Origin of the sequence: Prevotella sp. P3-122, assembly GCF_002251365.1 — a bacterium.
GTDB lineage: Bacteria > Bacteroidota > Bacteroidia > Bacteroidales > Bacteroidaceae > Prevotella.
Genome location: NZ_NPJH01000002.1, coordinates 105269 through 123281, shown reverse-complemented (window position 1 = coordinate 123281; position 18013 = coordinate 105269). Strand labels below are relative to the sequence as shown.

Here is an 18013-nt window from a genome sequence, read left to right as displayed (position 1 = left end):
AACAGAGAAGTTAAGCCCGCCATCGCCGATGGTACTGCAATGCAATGCGGGAGAGTAGGTAGCCGCCTTCTTTTATCAGGGCTCCGAGGACGAATGTCTTCGGAGCCCGTTTTTTATGCTTTGTTTGGTAGGGTGCATGTTGGTGTTGTAGGGGATGTAGTTGTTTTGGGTATTGTAAGTGTGGATGTTTTGTAGATGCTTTAGTTATTACTTTTGGATGTTTTATGTGGTTTTTAATGATTATATAGCTTGATATAAGTCAATTAGTTGATTTTCAATGCTTTATATATGTTATAATTGTCTTAAAAATAGTTCAAAGGCTTGTGGGTATCGTTTTTTTTTCTTAACTTTGCACCCGATAAGAATAAGGATAGCTTTCTATTGTTTTAATAGTTGTTATTCGCTAAGGTATCTAACGGAGCTGAGATCTTTCATGGAATATATATGTTTGGTCTTCAATGTACACTTACATTAGGCTCCATAAAAGTCAAATTATGAATATAAAGAAAAAGATTGTTAGGGTATTAGTATCATTGTTATTATTAACTTCTACGGTTGCTTCAGCATCACCAAAATTTAAGAATACATTTGACTGGCAACCAGTTATTGATGCCATTATACAAGTAGAAAGTAATGGTAATCCAAAAGCTAAAAGTGGAAATTCTGTTGGAGCAATGCAAATAACGCCAATTTTGGTTGCACAATGTAATATTATCCTAAAAGAAAGAAAAAGCACGAAAAGATATACACTGGCTGACAGATACAGTGTTGCAAAATCTAAGGAGATGTTTCTGCTTATGCAATCTGAGTACAATACCCAGAATAACATTGAGAAGGCCATAAGAGCATGGAATGGTGGAAACAATTACAGTGTTAAAAGAACTCAGAGGTATTATGAGAAAGTAATGAAGGTTCTAAAAACATTGAAGAAATAGTATTTGATGGCTTTTTAATTAGAATTTGATGTCACTTATATTATAAATAGTAATTCCAATCCGAAAGGATTGGTTTTTTATTTTGTCATATATGTCAAAAAAGGGGTTCTTTTTTTGTTATTTCTATTATTTCCATTACCTTTGCTGATGATATGAATACTACTTTTAAAGGTTACCTTTTAGGTGCCATTGCTGCCGCAGCTTATGGTACAAATCCTCTCTTTGCCCTTCCGCTCTATGCAGAGGGAATAAGTCCCGACTCTGTACTTTTCTTCAGATATTTATTTGCGCTTCCTATCCTTGGCTTGATGCTCTGGTCACGCGGACGTTCGTTTGCCATCACCCGTCACGACCTTTTGCCGCTCGCCGTGCTTGGCATTGTCTTTGCGTTGTCTTCATTGACTCTTTTCCAGAGTTACAATTATATGGATGCGGGAATAGCCTCTACAATTTTGTTTGTATACCCAATAATGGTTGCACTGATTATGGCAGTTTTTTTCCATGAGAAACTGACCATTCAGACTGTTGTCTGCTTAGTGATGGCTGTAGGAGGAATTGGGTTGCTCTATAAGGGAGAGAACGGTGCAACATTGTCATTTACTGGAACAATGCTTGTCTTTGCCTCATCTCTGTCCTACGCAACATATATAGTGGCAATAAACCAGACACGCCTGAAAGATATGGCAACACTGAAAGTCACTTTCTATGTGATATTGTTCGGATGGTTTCTTTTTGTTTTCCGCTCGTTGGCTGGTGATGGCATACAGCTTCCTCCTGCAGATAAATGGTATCTTTGGGGAAACTTGTTCGCTCTGGCTTTGATGCCTACTGCCATATCTCTGCTCTGTACGACTGGAGCCATACAATATATAGGCTCTACGCCAACCGCCATTCTCGGAGCATTGGAACCTGTTACGGCAGTATTTTTTGGTGTGACAGTTTTTGGTGAAGTATTGACGGTACGTGTCGTTATAGGATTTTTGCTGATTATCTTTGCTGTAAGTATTGTTGTAGCTGGTGGAAACATAAACAAATATCTTGTTCGCCTCCGTAAGATGTTCCCAAGAATAAAGAGAAGGTAGAGTTCAGTTCGGTATTATTAGTTTAAGTTATTGTTTCTTCGATTCCTTGCACTTCATCGCATTACGCTTTGCTGAGGCAATGCTTGGCGGCAGCTCAGGCGGCAGAAGGTCAAGGCGACCGTGCAGTTCAGCTTTAAGTTCTGGCCATGGTCTGCACATCCTTGCTGCCAGCTTTATCATTAGAGATCGGCATCCGTCTTTGTATTTTCTGTCAGCAAGTCCTTCTAAGCAGAAGTCCAGAAGATCTGTGCGAGGGTTATCGTCATCATATATATCAATGAGAATGTTCAACATCAGACCTGGCCTCATTGTAGCCTGACCATTGACAATATTGTCAGTCAGCAAGTCCCTATACGGTGTGATATATAAAGTCTTGTCTTCTTTAGAGAGATGGGTGAGTGCCCATGCCGCATGCCCAGATTTGTGTTCTAATCCTCCGGCAGCTATCGTACACAATCGTCCGATAGCCTCTCCGTCACCGCTAACCATGGAGACTATTTTATTCACGGTAGCCATGGATGCTCGACATTCTAACAATTCCTCAAAATCTTTCATTGTGGTGTTTACGTTATGTTTCAACAAGTAGCAAAGATACAGATATTCCTTCATTTTTCAGCTATTAATTTAGAAAAACATTGTGTAAGTTAAAAAAACATTTACACGTTGTGACGAATTGCTTAATATTGAGTAAAATCTCATGGCTTTTTACTTGTTTTCGGTTTTTTAGTTGTATCTTTGCCAAATGAATGTGAGAATATGTGTCTCGCATGGTAATATAAAAACATATTATACAATGAGAAGACTGACTTATTTTATATTCCTGCTGATAGGTGTCTTGGCAATAGCCTCCTGTAATGATGATGAGACCTATGCAGACCAGAAAGACAGGGAGCGTAATGCCATAGCTAAATTTATTTCCGACTCAGCCATTCATGTTATCAGCGAGGAGGAGTTTGCCGCTAAAGGCTATAAGACAGACGTTAGCAAGAACGAGTATGTGCTGTTCCAGTCAAAGGGCGTATACATGCAGATTTTGCGCAACGGCTGTGGTGAGAAAATTATGCCTGGCGAGACTGCTACAGTTCTCTGCCGTTTCACAGAGAAAAACATTCTCACGGATTCTATTCAGCTGACCAATGATATTCTCTACTATGCGTCTATAGTTGACAAGATGACCGTTACCAACAATAGTGGCACGTTCACGGCTTCGTTCATCTATGGCTCGAGTCTGCTTTGCGCTCAGTACGGCAGTTCGTCCAACACATCCGTGCCTACAGGTTGGCTGGTGCCGCTGCCTTACATACAGGTTGGCCGTCCGGTGAGCATCACCGACGAGATAGCGAAAGTTAAACTGATAGTTCCACACGATATGGGACACAGTTATGCTACGGCAAGCGTTTATCCATGCTATTACGTCATAACATACGAGAGAGGACGATAACGAATAATTTTTCAACCATGACACTAATCAAGTCTATTTCAGGTATCCGTGGCACTATTGGTGGTCGTCCAGGAGATACCCTTAACCCATTGGACATTGTAAAGTTTACAACTGCATACGCCACTTACATTAGGCGTAGCGGAAAGTCTACATCAAATAAGATTGTCGTAGGACGTGATGCCCGCATCAGCGGCCAGATGGTCTGCAACATTGTGTGCGGAACGCTTCTTGGCATGGGCTACGATGTTGTCAACATAGGGTTGGCAACCACGCCTACAACCGAGCTTGCCGTTACCATGTGCGGTGCCGATGGTGGCATCATTATCACTGCAAGTCATAATCCACGCCAGTGGAATGCGCTGAAGTTGCTCAACAACCTTGGCGAGTTCCTTGACAAGGATGCAGGCAATGAGGTACTATCTATTGCCGAGAAGGAGGATTTCGACTATGCGGACGTTGATAACGTAGGAAAATATACGGAGGATGATACCTTTGACCAGCGTCACATAGACAGCGTACTCGCACTGAGACTCGTTGATACAGAGTCTATTCGCAAGGCTGGCTTCCGGGTCATCGTTGACTCTATCAATAGCGTTGGTGGAATAATCCTGCCAAAGCTTCTCGACAAGCTAGGTGTAGCATACACAATCCTTAATGGAGAGGCTAATGGTGACTTTGCCCACAATCCGGAGCCATTGCAGAAGAACCTCACCGGCATTATGGACGAGATGGCAAAGGGCGGTTACGACCTTGGTATCGTTGTTGACCCGGATGTTGACCGTCTGGCGTTTATCTGTGAGGATGGCAAGATGTTTGGAGAAGAGTATACTCTCGTCAGTGTTGCCGACTATGTTCTTTCTCATACCCCAGGCAATACCGTCTCTAACCTCAGCTCGACACGCGCCCTGCGTGATGTGACGGAAAAACATGCAGGAACCTATTCGGCCTCTGCTGTTGGCGAGGTCAATGTTACCACCAAGATGAAAGAGGTCGGTGCCGTAATAGGCGGTGAGGGCAATGGCGGCGTAATCTATCCAGAGAGCCATTATGGCCGTGACGCACTTGTTGGAATAGCCCTTTTCCTCTCAAGCCTTGCTCAGAAGGGATGCAAGGTTAGCGAGCTTCGCGCAACATTCCCAGACTATTCTATCGCCAAGAACCGCATAGACCTCACAGCAAGCACCGATGTTGATGCCATTCTCGTAAAGGTTAAGGAGATGTTTGCTGCCGACCCAACAGCATGCGTAAACGATATTGACGGTGTGAAGATCGACTTCCCCGACTCATGGGTACACTTGCGTAAGAGCAACACCGAGCCTATCATACGTGTATACAGTGAGGCTGATACTATGGAAAAGGCCGATGCACTTGGTAAGCAACTAATGCAGGTTGTATACGACATGCAGTAGCAATCGTGCCCACGCAGTTTCTAAGTTGTTTTTTTACCAACACAAAATAATGTGGCAAGCAGTAAATCATGCTGCTTGCCACATTTTTTTTGTTCCGCTATCAGCGGAGGTCGCTTCTTAGTACTTCTCGTTCTGTGGATCGAAGCATGTCCATTCTGTGAGCCAGTTGTCTGTTGCGTTGAATGCGCCTACGTATGCAACCTTATCAAACCATGAGGCCTCGCCTTCGAATGAAGCTGTGTTGAGCAGAGGGCTGACAGCCGATGGCATGAATGGAGAACCAACACCATAGGCATCAGTGAGATAGAGAGCTGATGCATCGTCGTAAGACTTGTTCTTAAGTGCCTCCAAATAGAAGAAGGTGTTGGAATAAGATTTCTGGTTGGCGTCTATGACAGTCGTATTGACTGCATCGTAGAGAACGTCCTCGTATACTTTGTTGGCATCAGAGCCGATGATGTCCATGCCTGCAAACACATTGTTGTGGAAACGGATGGTGCCGGCCTTGGCTTGTGCGGGAGTATCACCCTTCTCGCCATCTATGATGAGTCCTATAGGCCATCCGGCTGCTACAGAGTTGATGATGTTCTGGCGTGAGCTGCGGCGTACCTGCATGGCTGACTGGAACTTGCCGAGAGCCGAGCCGTTGTTGGGGTTCATCTGTCCGCCGGTAATGAAGTCTGTTGAGTTTACGAAGTTCACACCTGTCTGAAGCTTTGGACCGATGAATGTAATGTTGGAGAATGTTGCATTGGTGTATGGCGATACGTCCGAGCCGCTGGCATTGTTGTCACTCTCGAAACCATTGCTTTGCGACTTGTCGGCAATCTTTGCGTTGCGTACAGACAGACCGTATTGTACGTTTCCGCTAAAACCATTGTCGGTATCGAAGTCATCATCCCATCCGTGGAAAGCCACAAGGTAGCGGCAGTTTACAGTTCCTCCAAACCATTCGTATGAGTCATCGTTGGAGTATGACACCTGTACGTGGTCAATCTTTGTTCCGCTACCTACAGAGCCAAGTGTCAGTCCGTTTATCTCCTGGTCTGTCTGGAATGGGTATCCGGCAAACTCTATTCTCACATAGCTCAGCACACCTGAATTGTCGGCATCGTCGTTACCGCCGTGCTTTGTCCTCGGGCCACCTTCTATCTGCATCTCATTCTGGTTGTTCTTGGCCTTGCCGCAGATGATGATACCTCCCCAGTCACCGGGCTTTCTGCTTCCAGCACTCTCTTCAGATGTGAATACGATAGGAGCCGTTGTAGAGCCCTGTGCGATGAGCTTTCCTCCTCTTTCCACGATGAGCGATGCCTTTGTCTGCTTGTCACCCTTGATGATGGTACCTGGCTCTATTGTCAGCTCAGCTCCGTTAGCTATGTATACCCATCCTTTCAGCAGGTAGGTGCCTTTCTTCAATGTCTGCGGCCTGCATTGTCACAATGGGCAGTGCCGTAAATGTCAGAGAAGAGATTACTTTCTTTGTTAAACTCATGTTTTTATCATCTATCGTTTACGGCTGCAAAGGTACGGGTAGTGTTTTACAATGGTGTGGCAATGGCATTACCTGATTGTTAAGCGTCTGTTGCATAGTTGTGACAACGATGGAGATAACTGTCACTGTGCGGAGTACAGGAATAGAGGGATGAAAGCGTGAAAAATGAAAAAATCCGCTACTTTTGTTGGAAGTAACGGATTTTTTTGTACCTTTGCAGCGTGAGGGATGGGTTAACCTTCAGAGACCCGTTCTCATTCCAGCCAAGTTAAACGCTTGGCTTTTTTATTTGATAGAGTGTCCATTTTTTGCACATCAAACTGTACACCCTAATAAATAGGTGACATTCTGGATAAAGATTGAAACCGATGGCAAGGACGTGTTCAAGACACTGAAAGTAGATACAGAGGACTTCAGTATTGCTATAGAACAGACATACTATATACGAGTCTGAAGTCGGAAGCCTGACTGCTCTTAGCGGTGGGGCGATAAGCGTATCACCCCATCAGTTCTATAACCGTAGGAGTAAGCAGGGCAGTGAGGATGCCGTTGAGGGTCAGGCCAAGGCTGGCGTATGCCCCGACAAACTGGTCGCGCTCCATGGCCGTCGATGTTCCCAGGGCATGTGATGCTGCTCCCATGGACAGCCCCAGTGCCATGGGGTTGTTGACATGTCCTATGGAGAGTGTCTTGAAACCTATTATGGCCCCGATAAGTCCTGTTATCACCACGATGGCAGCCGTGAGCGAGGGTATTCCGCCCAGCACCTGTGTCACTTCCATTGCAATAGGAGTTGTTACCGACTTGCTGGCAAGCGACAGTACAACGGCATCTGATGCGTCAAAAATCTTGGCTATGACCACCACGCTCACTATTCCGACAATGCAGCCGACGGTCTGTGAGGCCAATATTGGCAGAAACTGGCTCTTGATGGAAGACAGCTGAAGATAGAGCGGCACGCCAAGAGCCACAACGGCAGGCTTTAGCCAGAATGCTATCAGCTTGGCACCCTCGTTGTATGTCTCGTAGGGTATGTCCATGGACAGCAGAAAGACTATAATGACAGCTATGGCCACAAGTATGGGATTGAAAAGTACCCAGCCCAGACGGCGCTGTATGCTCTTGGCTGCAAAGTATACGCCGAATGTCAGGGCGAGCATGAAATATTCGTTGCAGAGAATGGTCTTCATATCGATTATCCTGATGATTATTAAACTTCTTATACGTTATTCCTGTTTCTTGTTGTGTATTTTCTCTCGCACCTTATTCTCTCCCTTGCTTACCACCTGATGCGTGTGTCCCGTAATAAGTAGGACAATGATGGTACTCAGGAGCGTAGCCATGGCAATGGGTACTATCTCAGCCTTTATCAGGTTGAAATAGAGCATAAGAGCCACGCCTGGCGGCACGAAGAAGAAACCGAGGTTTGCGATGAGGAAATCCGTCAGGCCGCGCACCCACTCCAGTTTAACTACTTTCAGCTTGAGCAGCAGCGTAAGGATAAGCATACCAATGATGCTTGCCGGCAATTTTATGCCCGTAATGCTGACTATAAGCTCGCCAAGAGCGAGGCAACCGAAAAGAATGAAACATTGTCTTACCATATTATCCTGAGTCTGATATTCATTTTCCGGGTGCAAAGGTAGTGAATAATTGGCAGATAACGAATATCTCACACGATAAATTTTGGAATGTACGTCGTTGATTAGTGAATTCATTCGTGTCCCTAAACCCGTTACGCAAGTAGAACGACTGACGTTTTCTACGTTCTTCCAGGTTATCGCAAACTTGAGTGGTACTCTCCATGTCAAGAACGAAAGGCTGCCCATTATATCGTTCAATCAGCTGATTCAGTATCTGCTGACCATAGCCTTTGCTCCTTAGCTCTTCGCACACGGCGAAGTACCAGAACCAGTTAAACTGCTTGCGCGGATAAACGATGGTGAAGCCTATGAAGGTTTCTACATCGTAGTATGCAGTGAAATCCAACGGCATTTCCTCAACCAGACGCATCAAGTCCTTCCAAGGGATTTGCTCGTCTTCAGGGAATGCCGTTTCATACAGCTGTTTTATCTTTTCATCAGCATTGGCTGCTGTTTTCTGTCTTTTTGTCATTCTTAGAAATATATCACGCCTTCAGCTGGGGGCTTATGGCAAGTGATATTATAACACCTCACGTTACTGCATGGAAGATGTTATGATATCAATCCATAAAATCATATCCTGCTTCTTCAAATAGTTCATCTGTCATCTCTTTGGCCATCCGATATAATTCTTCGTTCTGCTCACGTACTTTTTCTTCTTCGATTCGTTCATGGACTTTTATTTGGTGTGTCGAGAGATAACCTTCCTTCCATTCTTTTTCATCGCCATATTCAAGCGACCAAGAATAAAGGTGTAGAACTAATTCGTCGTATGCCATTACCCAAACTTTCCTACCATCAGATAATTCAACTTCCTTAAATATCGGGTTATAATCAGAATCCGGTGATAACACGTAATAGCCTTTATATTTCGAGGAAGGTATAATGTCCGTATATAATCCTTTTGCAACTTGAACAGGCCGTCCCTTCGGCATGATAAGTTCTCTGTTGTTTGCATCAAAGTATATATCAGTTACTGGGATGAAGAAATACATGTTATTTCTCCTTACAAAAATATAGGTAACGCTTTTCCCATTAGGACTTTTATTCTTTGATATTGCAAGTTTGGAAGAAATTTGCCTTCCTGTGAACTTTAGTCCTTCTCTAAGTTCATACTTAATGGTTTTAGTCTCTTTCATAAGTTCCTCAATTCTACATGATACATCCAATTCCCTTCATCGTCAATACTTTCTTTCCTATTAGGATTGAGTTCGACTTTCATTCCTAATCGTTCTGCAATTTCCAAGTAGTCGTATAAAATGCTTTTGTTTATCCATGGTTTCTTTGGCCCTAATTGCGAAACTACGATAGAATATTCTTCACTTTCTTCATTATCACATTCAAAGTTTTTCTCTTGGAACCTGCGATAAAGTGTATTAAATATTCTATGCCCGTTTTTGAAGTTTCTTATCTTGACACCATCTAAAACATCCACATACTCTATTCCTTGTACATACTCTGTTTCATTATCGTGAATGAGTATATATGTAGGAATCGTTGGATTGTTCTCACTGTTGCTGTTCAATGGTACATAAACCAATTCTTCGGCTGAGCACCCTCGATAGGATGCACAGAAGAAGCCATGCTCTTTGGCGCATTTATCCGCTAATGCTTGCGCTTTCTTACTATTTCTCATTTTAACTTAATTATATCTGACCACCTCGTGGTTGGATTTTTGCTCTTGAAATCATGTTTGATGGCATTGGCAAAGACGTTAGCCTTTCCCTTACCGTCCTTTTGAGTGTATTGCTGACTGCCAAGCACAATGGTCTCGGTTCCATTGACCTTGTTGATGCGATCAATGACTGCATCAAGTCGCTTCGTCTTTTCAAACTGTTCAGCATTTGTGTCAAACAAGTCCTGCTGAATTGGACTGTTAGGCCCAATTCCCATGACGATGACACCAGCTTTCTTATAGTGATAGCCCTGACGGTAGAGCTTCTGGAGAACTTTATTGGCAGCTTTGACGATGGTAACTGTCGAACTGGATGGCGTAAGAAGACGCATTTCCTGAAAGTTCCAGTATTGAGGCAGGTCTTCACGGAAAGCATTTGTCTTGAGAAATACGCCTACGATGGACGCTACAGTACCTTGCTGACGTAGTTTCTCAGCACATCGAGCCGCATAGTTCGATACATGGGTACGGAGTCCGTCGAGGTCTGTTATCATTCCATTGAAGGAATGGCTTGTGCAGATAGATCTCTTCTTGGCCATTTCTTCATTGGGTACACAGTCTTCGCCATTCAGTTCGCGCCATGTACGTTCTATCTCAATATTGTTGAAGGTGGCTTTAACCCAAGTCTGGTTGTGTTCAGCAAAATCATAGACTGTCTTCACGCCAAGAGCTTCGAGTTTTGCAGCATAGCGTCGCCCAATGCCCCAAACTTCATCTATGGGATAGAGCTTCAGAGCCTTGATACGTTTTTCGTTAGTATCTATCATGCAGCAATGGCGGTAGCCTTGGTATTTCTTGGCAAAGAGGCTTGCCATCTTTGCAAGAGTATTATTGGGAGCAAGCCCAATGCTGACAGGCATACCAACATTACGTTTGATTTTCTTGTGAAGTTCCTCGCCCCAAGCTTTTAAGTTCAGATGCTCCATGCCGTCGAGATAGACAAAGCACTCGTCGATGCTATAACGGAAGTAAGCCGGTGCCTCCTTGCGAATGATAGAAACTACACGACCTGTTAATTCGCCGTACAGTTCGTTGTTCGATGAGAATACGGCTATCTTCTGATTGGGAAATTGCTCTGCCAACTGGAAATAAGGTGTTCCGGCCTTAATGCCCGTTTTCTTGGCTTCATTCGACCGTGCAACTACACAGCCGTCATTGTTCGATAGAACAACGACTGGCTTATCTCTCAGGTCTGGCCGAAAGACACGCTCACATGAGACGTAGCAATTATCACAGTCAATGATGCCGTACATAATTTTCTTGTTTTATCTCCAGTGCTTAATAGTCCAGACAACAACGCCCCAAACAAAAAAGTCATCCTCAGGAGTAATCTTGATGGGCTTAAAGTCCTTGTTGGCTAGACGCAGTTCAATGTATCCGTCTTTCTTGTGACGCAGTTCAAGGAACTTGATGGTGAACTCACCATTCAGACATCCCACAACAACAGCACCGCTATTTGCCTCGTTAGAACGGTCTATCACGGCTATATCGCCATCACAGATGCCAACCTCCATCATAGAATCTCCTTCAACCTTGCCGTAAAACGTGGCTTCAGGATTGTGGATCATGTCACGGTTGAAATCTATGGTCTCATGACTATAATCTTCGGCAGGTGATGGGAAACCTGCCTTTAGCCCTTCGGCAAGAGGTAACTCCAGTTTCTCTTTGAAGTCTCCCTGTATAATTTGTATGTTGGCCATTTATTTGATATATCTTACTTTCGATTCGTCACGAGGTTTCGCCTCTGCTTGCTATAAAGATTGACTGCCTTGAGAGATAATATTGAAAATAAACTCATATGCCGCATTAGCATCTGCTTTGGATTTTTCCATGTAGTATTTCCCTGCCTCATTATAGCGTTCTTCTTTAAGCAGATTGCCTAAGACTTCTTTACTGGTATTACCCTTTAAGACAAAAGGCAATTCGGCTTCCTGAATTCCTTCAACAGAAAGTTTCCAAATATTGTCGAAAATTTGTTCTGAATCGTCTTGTTCAGTAGAAACATTCATGTCAATGAAATCTTCAATACTCTGGGTTGTATCATCAAATATGAAGTTTTCGTACATTGAAGATATTTTCTTTTCTTCTTCATCGTATTCTTCTTGGGTTAGCAAACCCTCAGATAAAAATGATTTGAGTTTCTGTATTTTTTCCAAACGCTCAAACTTGTTCGGTTCAACTAAAGCTAATGTGCCATAGCCAGACAACATGAGCATACTTTTTTGTTTTCCTGATAGTTCATTAAAGCTAAGACGGAATCCCAAAATTGCATTCGCTCCTACATCTGTTGCCTTATCTATCATTTGCTTTCTAACGTCTGCAAACAATTCGTCGAGTACGTCGCGATATGCGCCAGACTTACCTCCCAAAAAGTCTGTCCAACTTGCCAGAAAATCTGCAAAAACATTTGCACCAAGCACTTGATTGGCACAAACAGCACCTCTGTATTCCTTAATAGAATAGCATGAGATATTATTAGTTGTTGTAATTATAACTCCCATAGTTTATGTTATTAGTGTCCAAATATTTCTTCTAATGTTACATTCTTATTTGATATACTTCTGACGAATGGCTTTAGGGAGCTTTGATGCTATGAGCTGATAGGACTCTCTAATTAACCCCTCTACTAATGCTTCGTCCATTTCTTCGTAATAAACGTCGCTCCAGTGCGTCTTGTTCCAATGATAGGCAGGTGTCACAGTAGAGAATTGTTCTCTAAGTTCGATATTTCTGTCTGGAGGTAACTTCAAGGCGATTCTTGAAACTCCGTCCTTCATATCATACCTGCCACCGCCTAACCATAGGCAGACGAATATCTTTCCTTCCAAGCGGAAATTAAGGATGTCTTCACCAAACGCATGGTCTTCGGTCACTCCTGGAAGTGACAACGTGTACTCTCTGACCTCTTCTATATTCATACCAAATCAAAGTTGACTTTCCTGCACCAATCTCAAAGTGGTATCTGGCAATCCCTAAATCCATCTTGGTATACCCAATCATGGAAAAAATCTTCTTTGCTCTTATTTGATGGCGATTGTTTTTCACTCCAACGTGTTCAAACGAAAATTTCTGTTGGTTTACGGCTGTAGGAGCAAGCAATGCTGCTTCAACGCCTTTCTTAAACCACGATGGGGTGATGTCACTGGCATTACTCACTTGCTCAACGGTCTTGATCTTGTGGCCACTACCTTGTGTCTCACCATAACCGATGGCAATATATGCCTTGATAACCTCACCTTCTTCCAGTACATAGGTGTCGGGAATCATTAGTGTCCCGTTAAAAATGGGACGAAGTTAAATTTAATCAAATAGTCCCTCAAAGAGGGGATAATCGAGTTCTTAGACATCGTTGAAATTAGTCTTTTCGAAGAGATCTCTCTGTGGAGTCTTATCCGTTAGTGAGATGCTCAAAATCTGCAGGACCTCATAGGTTGACCGCTTTAGTTGCATGTCGTGTTGGACGATGGCGACAAGGCAGTAAGTTATGATTGCAGAGCAAATTTGTATTCTGACAGCGTTTTCTGTAGTGCCCCAGAATTTCTTAATTTTGAGATGCTGCTTGAGCCACTTGAAGAACAACTCAATCTGCCATCGGTTCTTGTAGAGATTGGCAATTTCGAGAGCGGTAAGATGGAATGCATTCGTCAAAAATGCGAAGTCTCTATCTTGCTCGTCATCGTGGAATCTCACAAGTCGAAGCTTCTCAGGATACTTCTTCTGTGTGTTCACATCCGTGAGTTTAATAACGGGATCAGAAAGCACATCCTTAGGCAATCTACGTTTCCATTTCGTACACTTGTACTGCAAGTTCTTCTTCGCCCGAACCACGAAGTATGATTCATTCAGACAAATCTTGTAGAGTTCCTTGAATGCATTGTAGCCTCGGTCAAATACATAGTATGAGCCTGATTCATAGGGAATCTCCTTCATTGCCTTTGAATCGTGTACCGATGCAGTCGTAATATGGAAGAAAGCTGGGACCTGAGACTCTAGATTGTAAAGGACATGCGCCTTAACGCCTCCTTTCTTCTTGCGGAACTTTGCCCACCAAAACACGGACAAGCAAAGCGGAATCGTTGTTGAATCAAATGCATACACATATTTGTCTTTGTTCATAGAGCAGTTCCTTTATGGACTGCAAAATTACAAATTCAAATCGTCGCACATGAAAGATTACTTCTAATAGACTATATTTCAATAATTTCAAAGACCGAATAGTCCACTTTTACGGGACAGTAGTGTAGTGAATTATTTATCCCATTTTTCCATGTCTGCCTTCAATGCGTCCTTCTGCAGGCGTCTGGTGAGGTCCTCGCGGAACGTAATCTTGTCTTTCAGGTTCTTGAAGTCGTCGCCAGGCTCCCAGTTCACTTTTACGGACTTGATGTGCTTGTCGGGATTGAATTCCGCCATGGTGTCGGCGCCATTGCAATCGAGAGTAGGGTAGAACTTGCCCATCTCGGCGAGGTCAATCTTGTAGCCTTCCGCCATCATTTCCGCCATGGCTTCGGCAAGAGTTGAGATGATGGCCTTGTAGTCGCCTTTTCTGAATGATGAACCATGGCTTACGATGTGGTCGATGAGCTCGTCAACCGACAACGTCTTCTCGTATTGAGCGCAGGCGTATGCCTTTTTGCTGCGCTCAGGGTAGCGTGGGTTGCCACGCATTACTAGTGTGTATTTCATATTGTCTGATGTTTAAATTGTGACATATATATAATTATGTGTGCAAATATAATAAATTAAAAGGCGAAATGCAAGCAATTGAAGAGAAAAGTGCAATAGGTTGCATTGGCGATAAGGTTATTAACCTTACGCCCGAAAGGTTAATAACCTTACGGCTGTAAGGTTAATAACCTTGTTTGCGACGAACATATCTGCATTGCATGATTTAACCCGATAGCGGACTCGTTGTAAGCTATAATTATTGATGGTTGTGCATATTTGGCAATCGCCTTTATTGTTTTAATGATAACCTGTTGTGGGCAAGTGTTTTTTGTGGCATTGATAGGTTTTGATATAGTTGAAGGTGAAATTTAGCAGAAGTGTCCATATGCGTTAACAAAGTGCCAATGCTGAGGACAAAAGGCAGCTAATGACTTGTTCAGTCAGTGAGATTATGATAATAATGAGGCTTATTATTTTTTTGTACCGAAAAAACTTTTTATCTTTGCATGTCTTTTTTTAATAACAAACAGTACTAATAGTTTTAATTCATGGAAACAACAAAAAGAGTTTGGAGTTATGTACTCCTTTTTATGATGACAGTTTGCAGTCTATCGCTTGTGTCTTGCAGTAGTGACGATGATGATGACGATGGCGGTGATGTTGCGCCCGCTGCTTTTGAAGCTTATGCTGCCAAGTATCAGATAGCCGATGCCGGTGCTGCATTCTCGTCAGTAGAGTTTACGGAAAGCGGTAACTACATAATGGTATCGAATGACCTTCCAACAACTGGTGCAAAGTCGTTGTCTTCGCTTGCAGCAAAGAAATCTCCTGCCCATATGATGTTTGGCAATTTGCTTCGTAAGGCCGCGACGAGGAGCGAGTCTGTGTACTCGCCTATCCTGTATGGCAAGTATACTGTTGATGCTGACGGTACATACGTTCTTGCCGGATATGGCAAGGTGAAGGTCGTAGAGGATGGTGCCGGTAATGCTTATAGTCTGGAATTCATGCCGTCATCAGGCGCTTCTTTCACTTATACGGCTTCAAAGCAGAACCGTGACTTGGATAGTGAAAACACAAATCGTTTGTGCAGAACTTGGAATACGGCTTCTTTCCAGATAGTTGCCAAAATCAATGGCAAGGTACTGCTTGACGTAACTGCAAGCACAATGGGAGAGTTGATAAAGAAGTTGCAGAAATGGGCTGAGTCAAATGACGAAGAGTTTGACCCGTCTGATTGGGAGTATCTGGACATAGCCAATCCTGAGCAGGTTGTCTTTACCAAGACTGGCACCTATATGGTGAAATACAGCAATAGCGAGCTGGCTGTTTCTACATGGAGATGGGTAAATGACAGCGAGACTATGCTGCAGTATTCTTGGGAAAACGACTTTGAGGATTCTTATTTGAATGGTTTTGCATCTGTAAGCTACAAGGGCAGCCAGCTGGTAATTACAGAGACTGACAAGGAAGAGGAAGATGGCGAATCATACGAAATGTCTATGGTATATTATTTCAATGAGGTGAAATAACTTTGGATGCTATAAACAGATAATTAACTGAAGCAGTCTGTATGTATATTATTATTCCGCATACTACCCATCAAAAGTAGTATGCGGAATATTGTTTATTACAGCCCTCAACTATTAGTGTATGTGTTGGAGAGTTTATCTTGCTATTTCCTCAGCTTGTCGGCAAAGTATGTGATGGCATTGCGTGTGATGCGCACAGCCTCTTCCATGCTGCAGTCAAGGTGTCCGCCGCTGGCGTTGAGGTGTCCGCCACCATTGAAGAATTTCTCTGCCACCTCTGCCACGGAGAAGTCATCGACGGAGCGAAGGCTCACCCATACGCAGTTGTCCTTGCGGTCGTCCTCGCGCAGGGAGATGGACATTTTCATGCCTTTAATTCTCAAAGGCTCGTTGACGAGTCCTTCTGCGTCGCCCTTGATGAAGCGGAAGTCCTTCATGTCCTGTCGCGTGATGGTGAAGTATGAGGCATGCAGGTCCTCAAAGACGTTCAGCTTCTGGCTCATGAGGTAGCCTCTTAGCCTGATGGCCCATGAGCTGTAGTTGTTGAATACGTTGCGGTATATCTTGTCCTTGTCTATCTTCTTGGTGAGCAGTTGGCAGATAATGAAGAAAATTTCCGGTCTTGTAGAGTTGTAGGTAAAGCCTCCCGTGTCGGTCATCATTCCGCAATAGATAGTGCTGGCAAACTTGCGGTCGAGCGTGTCGAAGCCCCCGAGCTGCCATACGATGCGAAACACCAGCTCGCACGTGGAGCACATTTCTGTATGCGATGCTGTCACCTTGGCCTGAATGTCCGGTTGCAGATGGTGGTCGATGAGAATCTTCGGTGCCTTGCAGTTGTCGAAAGGCTCCTGCATGGCATGCAGTCTGTCTGCCTTGTTGAAGTCGAGGCATATCACAAGGTCTGCTTTGTCGAAAGCCTCGCTCACTTGCTCGGGGTGCTTGTCGTAGCGTACGATGCGCTCGCTTCCCGGCATCCATTGCAGGAAGTCGGGATAGGCATCGGGTAGGGCGATGAAAGCTTCCTTGTTCCAGATGGTGTGCAGATATTCCGCCATGGAGAGTACTGCGCCAACAGCGTCGCCGTCGGGTGACTTGTGGGCGCAGAGAACAATACGAGAAGAAGTCGCTATCAACTCTCGTAAGGTAGCGACTTCTTGTTCATTCAGTATGTTGTTAAGCATTAGAACAGTTTGTTTGGATAAACACCATCAGCCACGAGCTTGGCTATACGCTCAACGGTAGCCTGACGGTCGGCAGCGTAGGTTACGCCAAACCATACAGAAGTGGTGTCGAGTACCTCTACTGTTGCTGTACCCTCGTTGATGAGCTTGTTGACCATCAGAGGTATGAAGAACTCAGCCTTGAGGTTCTCCATGTTCTTCGGGTCGGAGAGGAACTCCTTGAAGTAAGCCTCGCTATGCTCGAAATAGTCTGGTGTGAAGCCCCACATGTTCATTGATACCGGTACGTTCTCCTCCAGTGGTATCCACTCGCCGTTCTCGTCCTTGAAGCAGATGGCGTTGTCCTTGTCTGCCTGACGCATGATTTCCGTGCGCTCAACTACGTCGGTAAGGTGACGGTTGTCATCGTACTCGCATACGCCGCGAGCTACAGAGCCGTTCTCAGACAGTGTGTTGCAGCAGCGGAAGCCAACCATGGCATACTTGTTGGTTGAGCCTTCTGGAAGAGAGGAGAGGAACTTGCCTACAGACATGAAAGCGTCGCGTCCGTAGAAGTCGTCGCAGTTGATGACGGCGAATGGTTCCTTGATTACATCCTTACCCATAAGAACGGCGTGGTTGGTACCCCAAGGTTTTACACGACCCTCTGGACACTTGAAACCTTCTGGGAGGCTGTCTATGCTTTGGAAGCAGAGCTCGCATGGCACAACGCCCTCGTACTTGGAGAGAATCTGTGTGCGGAACTGCTCTTCGAAGTCTTTGCGGATTACCCATACAATCTTGCCAAATCCGGCCTGGATAGCGTCGTAGATTGAATAGTCCATAATTGTCTCGCCGTTAGGGCCGAGACCGTCAAGCTGCTTAAGGCCACCGTAACGGCTTCCCATTCCTGCAGCAAGGAGAAATAGTGTTGGTTTCATAATACGTTATGTTTAATAATGTTAGTTTG

20 protein-coding genes and 2 pseudogenes are annotated in these 18013 nt (G+C 44.2%); 6 read left to right on the top strand and 16 right to left on the bottom strand.

All coding sequences use genetic code 11. The annotated features are described in order from the left end of the window. The 3 genes from CIL02_RS16500 to CIL02_RS00575 form a co-directional block, all read left to right on the top strand. Nucleotides 1-195 (top strand): hypothetical protein (locus tag CIL02_RS16500; protein WP_206073448.1); only part of this gene is annotated, 195 nt, incomplete at its 5' end. 299 nt (nucleotides 196-494) lie between these two features. Next, nucleotides 495-935: a lytic transglycosylase domain-containing protein gene (locus CIL02_RS00580; RefSeq protein ID WP_170934966.1), complete on the top strand. Its 441-nt coding sequence runs from the start codon at nucleotides 495-497 to the stop codon at nucleotides 933-935. A gap of 152 nt (nucleotides 936-1087) precedes the next feature. After that, on the top strand, nucleotides 1088-2017 hold the full coding sequence (locus CIL02_RS00575; RefSeq protein WP_094398543.1) for a DMT family transporter: 930 nt from the start codon (nucleotides 1088-1090) through the stop codon (nucleotides 2015-2017). 27 nt (nucleotides 2018-2044) lie between these two features. On the opposite strand, the gene CIL02_RS00570 is transcribed toward CIL02_RS00575, so the two are convergent. Next, a complete protein-coding gene (locus CIL02_RS00570; protein WP_141210063.1) occupies nucleotides 2045-2572 on the bottom strand; it encodes a hypothetical protein in 528 nt (175 codons plus the stop codon). 238 nt (nucleotides 2573-2810) lie between these two features. On the opposite strand from CIL02_RS00570, the gene CIL02_RS00565 reads away from it, so the two are divergent. Continuing rightward, nucleotides 2811-3458: a DUF4827 domain-containing protein gene (locus tag CIL02_RS00565; RefSeq protein WP_094398541.1), complete on the top strand. Its 648-nt coding sequence runs from the start codon at nucleotides 2811-2813 to the stop codon at nucleotides 3456-3458. Between the two features lie 17 nt (nucleotides 3459-3475). Continuing rightward, entirely contained in the window at nucleotides 3476-4867 is a 1392-nt protein-coding gene (glmM, locus tag CIL02_RS00560) for a phosphoglucosamine mutase (RefSeq protein WP_094398540.1), read from the top strand. A 117-nt stretch (nucleotides 4868-4984) separates the two neighbouring features. Here the strand turns inward: glmM and CIL02_RS00555 are convergent. The 13 genes and pseudogenes from CIL02_RS00555 to CIL02_RS00495 all read right to left on the bottom strand — a co-directional run. Continuing rightward, nucleotides 4985-6292: pseudogene (locus CIL02_RS00555) on the bottom strand (hypothetical protein); the annotation flags it as partial. A 567-nt stretch (nucleotides 6293-6859) separates the two neighbouring features. Then, on the bottom strand, nucleotides 6860-7552 hold the full coding sequence (locus CIL02_RS00550; RefSeq protein ID WP_094398539.1) for an LrgB family protein: 693 nt from the start codon (nucleotides 7550-7552) through the stop codon (nucleotides 6860-6862). Between the two features lie 36 nt (nucleotides 7553-7588). Then, nucleotides 7589-7966 carry a CidA/LrgA family protein gene (locus tag CIL02_RS00545; protein WP_094398538.1) on the bottom strand — a complete coding sequence of 126 codons (378 nt, stop codon included), beginning with the start codon at nucleotides 7964-7966 and terminating at the stop codon, nucleotides 7589-7591. A gap of 19 nt (nucleotides 7967-7985) precedes the next feature. Continuing rightward, nucleotides 7986-8477, bottom strand: a complete 492-nt coding sequence (locus tag CIL02_RS00540; protein WP_094398537.1) for a GNAT family N-acetyltransferase — start codon at nucleotides 8475-8477, stop codon at nucleotides 7986-7988. An 88-nt stretch (nucleotides 8478-8565) separates the two neighbouring features. After that, complete coding sequence (locus CIL02_RS00535) at nucleotides 8566-9144, bottom strand: hypothetical protein (RefSeq protein WP_094398536.1); 579 nt, start codon at nucleotides 9142-9144, stop codon at nucleotides 8566-8568. After that, nucleotides 9141-9641: a hypothetical protein gene (locus tag CIL02_RS00530; protein ID WP_094398535.1), complete on the bottom strand. Its 501-nt coding sequence runs from the start codon at nucleotides 9639-9641 to the stop codon at nucleotides 9141-9143. The genes CIL02_RS00535 and CIL02_RS00530 overlap by 4 nt, the downstream gene beginning before the upstream one ends. Further along, entirely contained in the window at nucleotides 9638-10933 is a 1296-nt protein-coding gene (locus tag CIL02_RS00525) for a Y-family DNA polymerase (RefSeq protein ID WP_094398534.1), read from the bottom strand. The genes CIL02_RS00530 and CIL02_RS00525 overlap by 4 nt, the downstream gene beginning before the upstream one ends. A 12-nt stretch (nucleotides 10934-10945) precedes the next feature. Beyond that, nucleotides 10946-11380, bottom strand: a complete 435-nt coding sequence (locus CIL02_RS00520; RefSeq protein WP_094398533.1) for a LexA family transcriptional regulator — start codon at nucleotides 11378-11380, stop codon at nucleotides 10946-10948. A gap of 51 nt (nucleotides 11381-11431) precedes the next feature. After that, nucleotides 11432-12181: a YbjQ family protein gene (locus CIL02_RS00515; protein WP_094398532.1), complete on the bottom strand. Its 750-nt coding sequence runs from the start codon at nucleotides 12179-12181 to the stop codon at nucleotides 11432-11434. A gap of 45 nt (nucleotides 12182-12226) precedes the next feature. Then, entirely contained in the window at nucleotides 12227-12598 is a 372-nt protein-coding gene (locus CIL02_RS00510; RefSeq protein ID WP_094398531.1) for an MmcQ/YjbR family DNA-binding protein, read from the bottom strand. Next, the gene (locus CIL02_RS00505; RefSeq protein ID WP_240513475.1) at nucleotides 12528-12947 is read right to left on the bottom strand and encodes a nitroreductase family protein; all 420 of its coding nucleotides are present in this window, start codon (nucleotides 12945-12947) and stop codon (nucleotides 12528-12530) included. Before CIL02_RS00505 ends, CIL02_RS00510 begins: the two co-directional genes overlap by 71 nt. A 72-nt stretch (nucleotides 12948-13019) precedes the next feature. Further along, a pseudogene (locus CIL02_RS00500) lies at nucleotides 13020-13775 on the bottom strand (IS4 family transposase); the annotation flags it as partial. Between the two features lie 153 nt (nucleotides 13776-13928). Then, entirely contained in the window at nucleotides 13929-14366 is a 438-nt protein-coding gene (locus CIL02_RS00495; protein ID WP_094398530.1) for a DNA-binding domain-containing protein, read from the bottom strand. Between the two features lie 572 nt (nucleotides 14367-14938). On the opposite strand from CIL02_RS00495, the gene CIL02_RS00490 reads away from it, so the two are divergent. Further along, entirely contained in the window at nucleotides 14939-15880 is a 942-nt protein-coding gene (locus CIL02_RS00490) for a hypothetical protein (protein WP_094398529.1), read from the top strand. Nucleotides 15881-16023: 143 nt separating this feature from the next. On the opposite strand, the gene CIL02_RS00485 is transcribed toward CIL02_RS00490, so the two are convergent. Both CIL02_RS00485 and CIL02_RS00480 read right to left on the bottom strand, forming a co-directional pair. Next, nucleotides 16024-17064 (bottom strand): bifunctional oligoribonuclease/PAP phosphatase NrnA, encoded by a 1041-nt coding sequence (locus CIL02_RS00485; RefSeq protein WP_094398528.1) that lies wholly within the window; start codon nucleotides 17062-17064, stop codon nucleotides 16024-16026. Continuing rightward, nucleotides 17064-17984, bottom strand: coding sequence for a nucleotidyltransferase (locus CIL02_RS00480; RefSeq protein WP_094398527.1), 921 nt, complete (start codon nucleotides 17982-17984; stop codon nucleotides 17064-17066). The genes CIL02_RS00485 and CIL02_RS00480 overlap by 1 nt, the downstream gene beginning before the upstream one ends. Nucleotides 17985-18013: the final 29 nt, after the last annotated feature.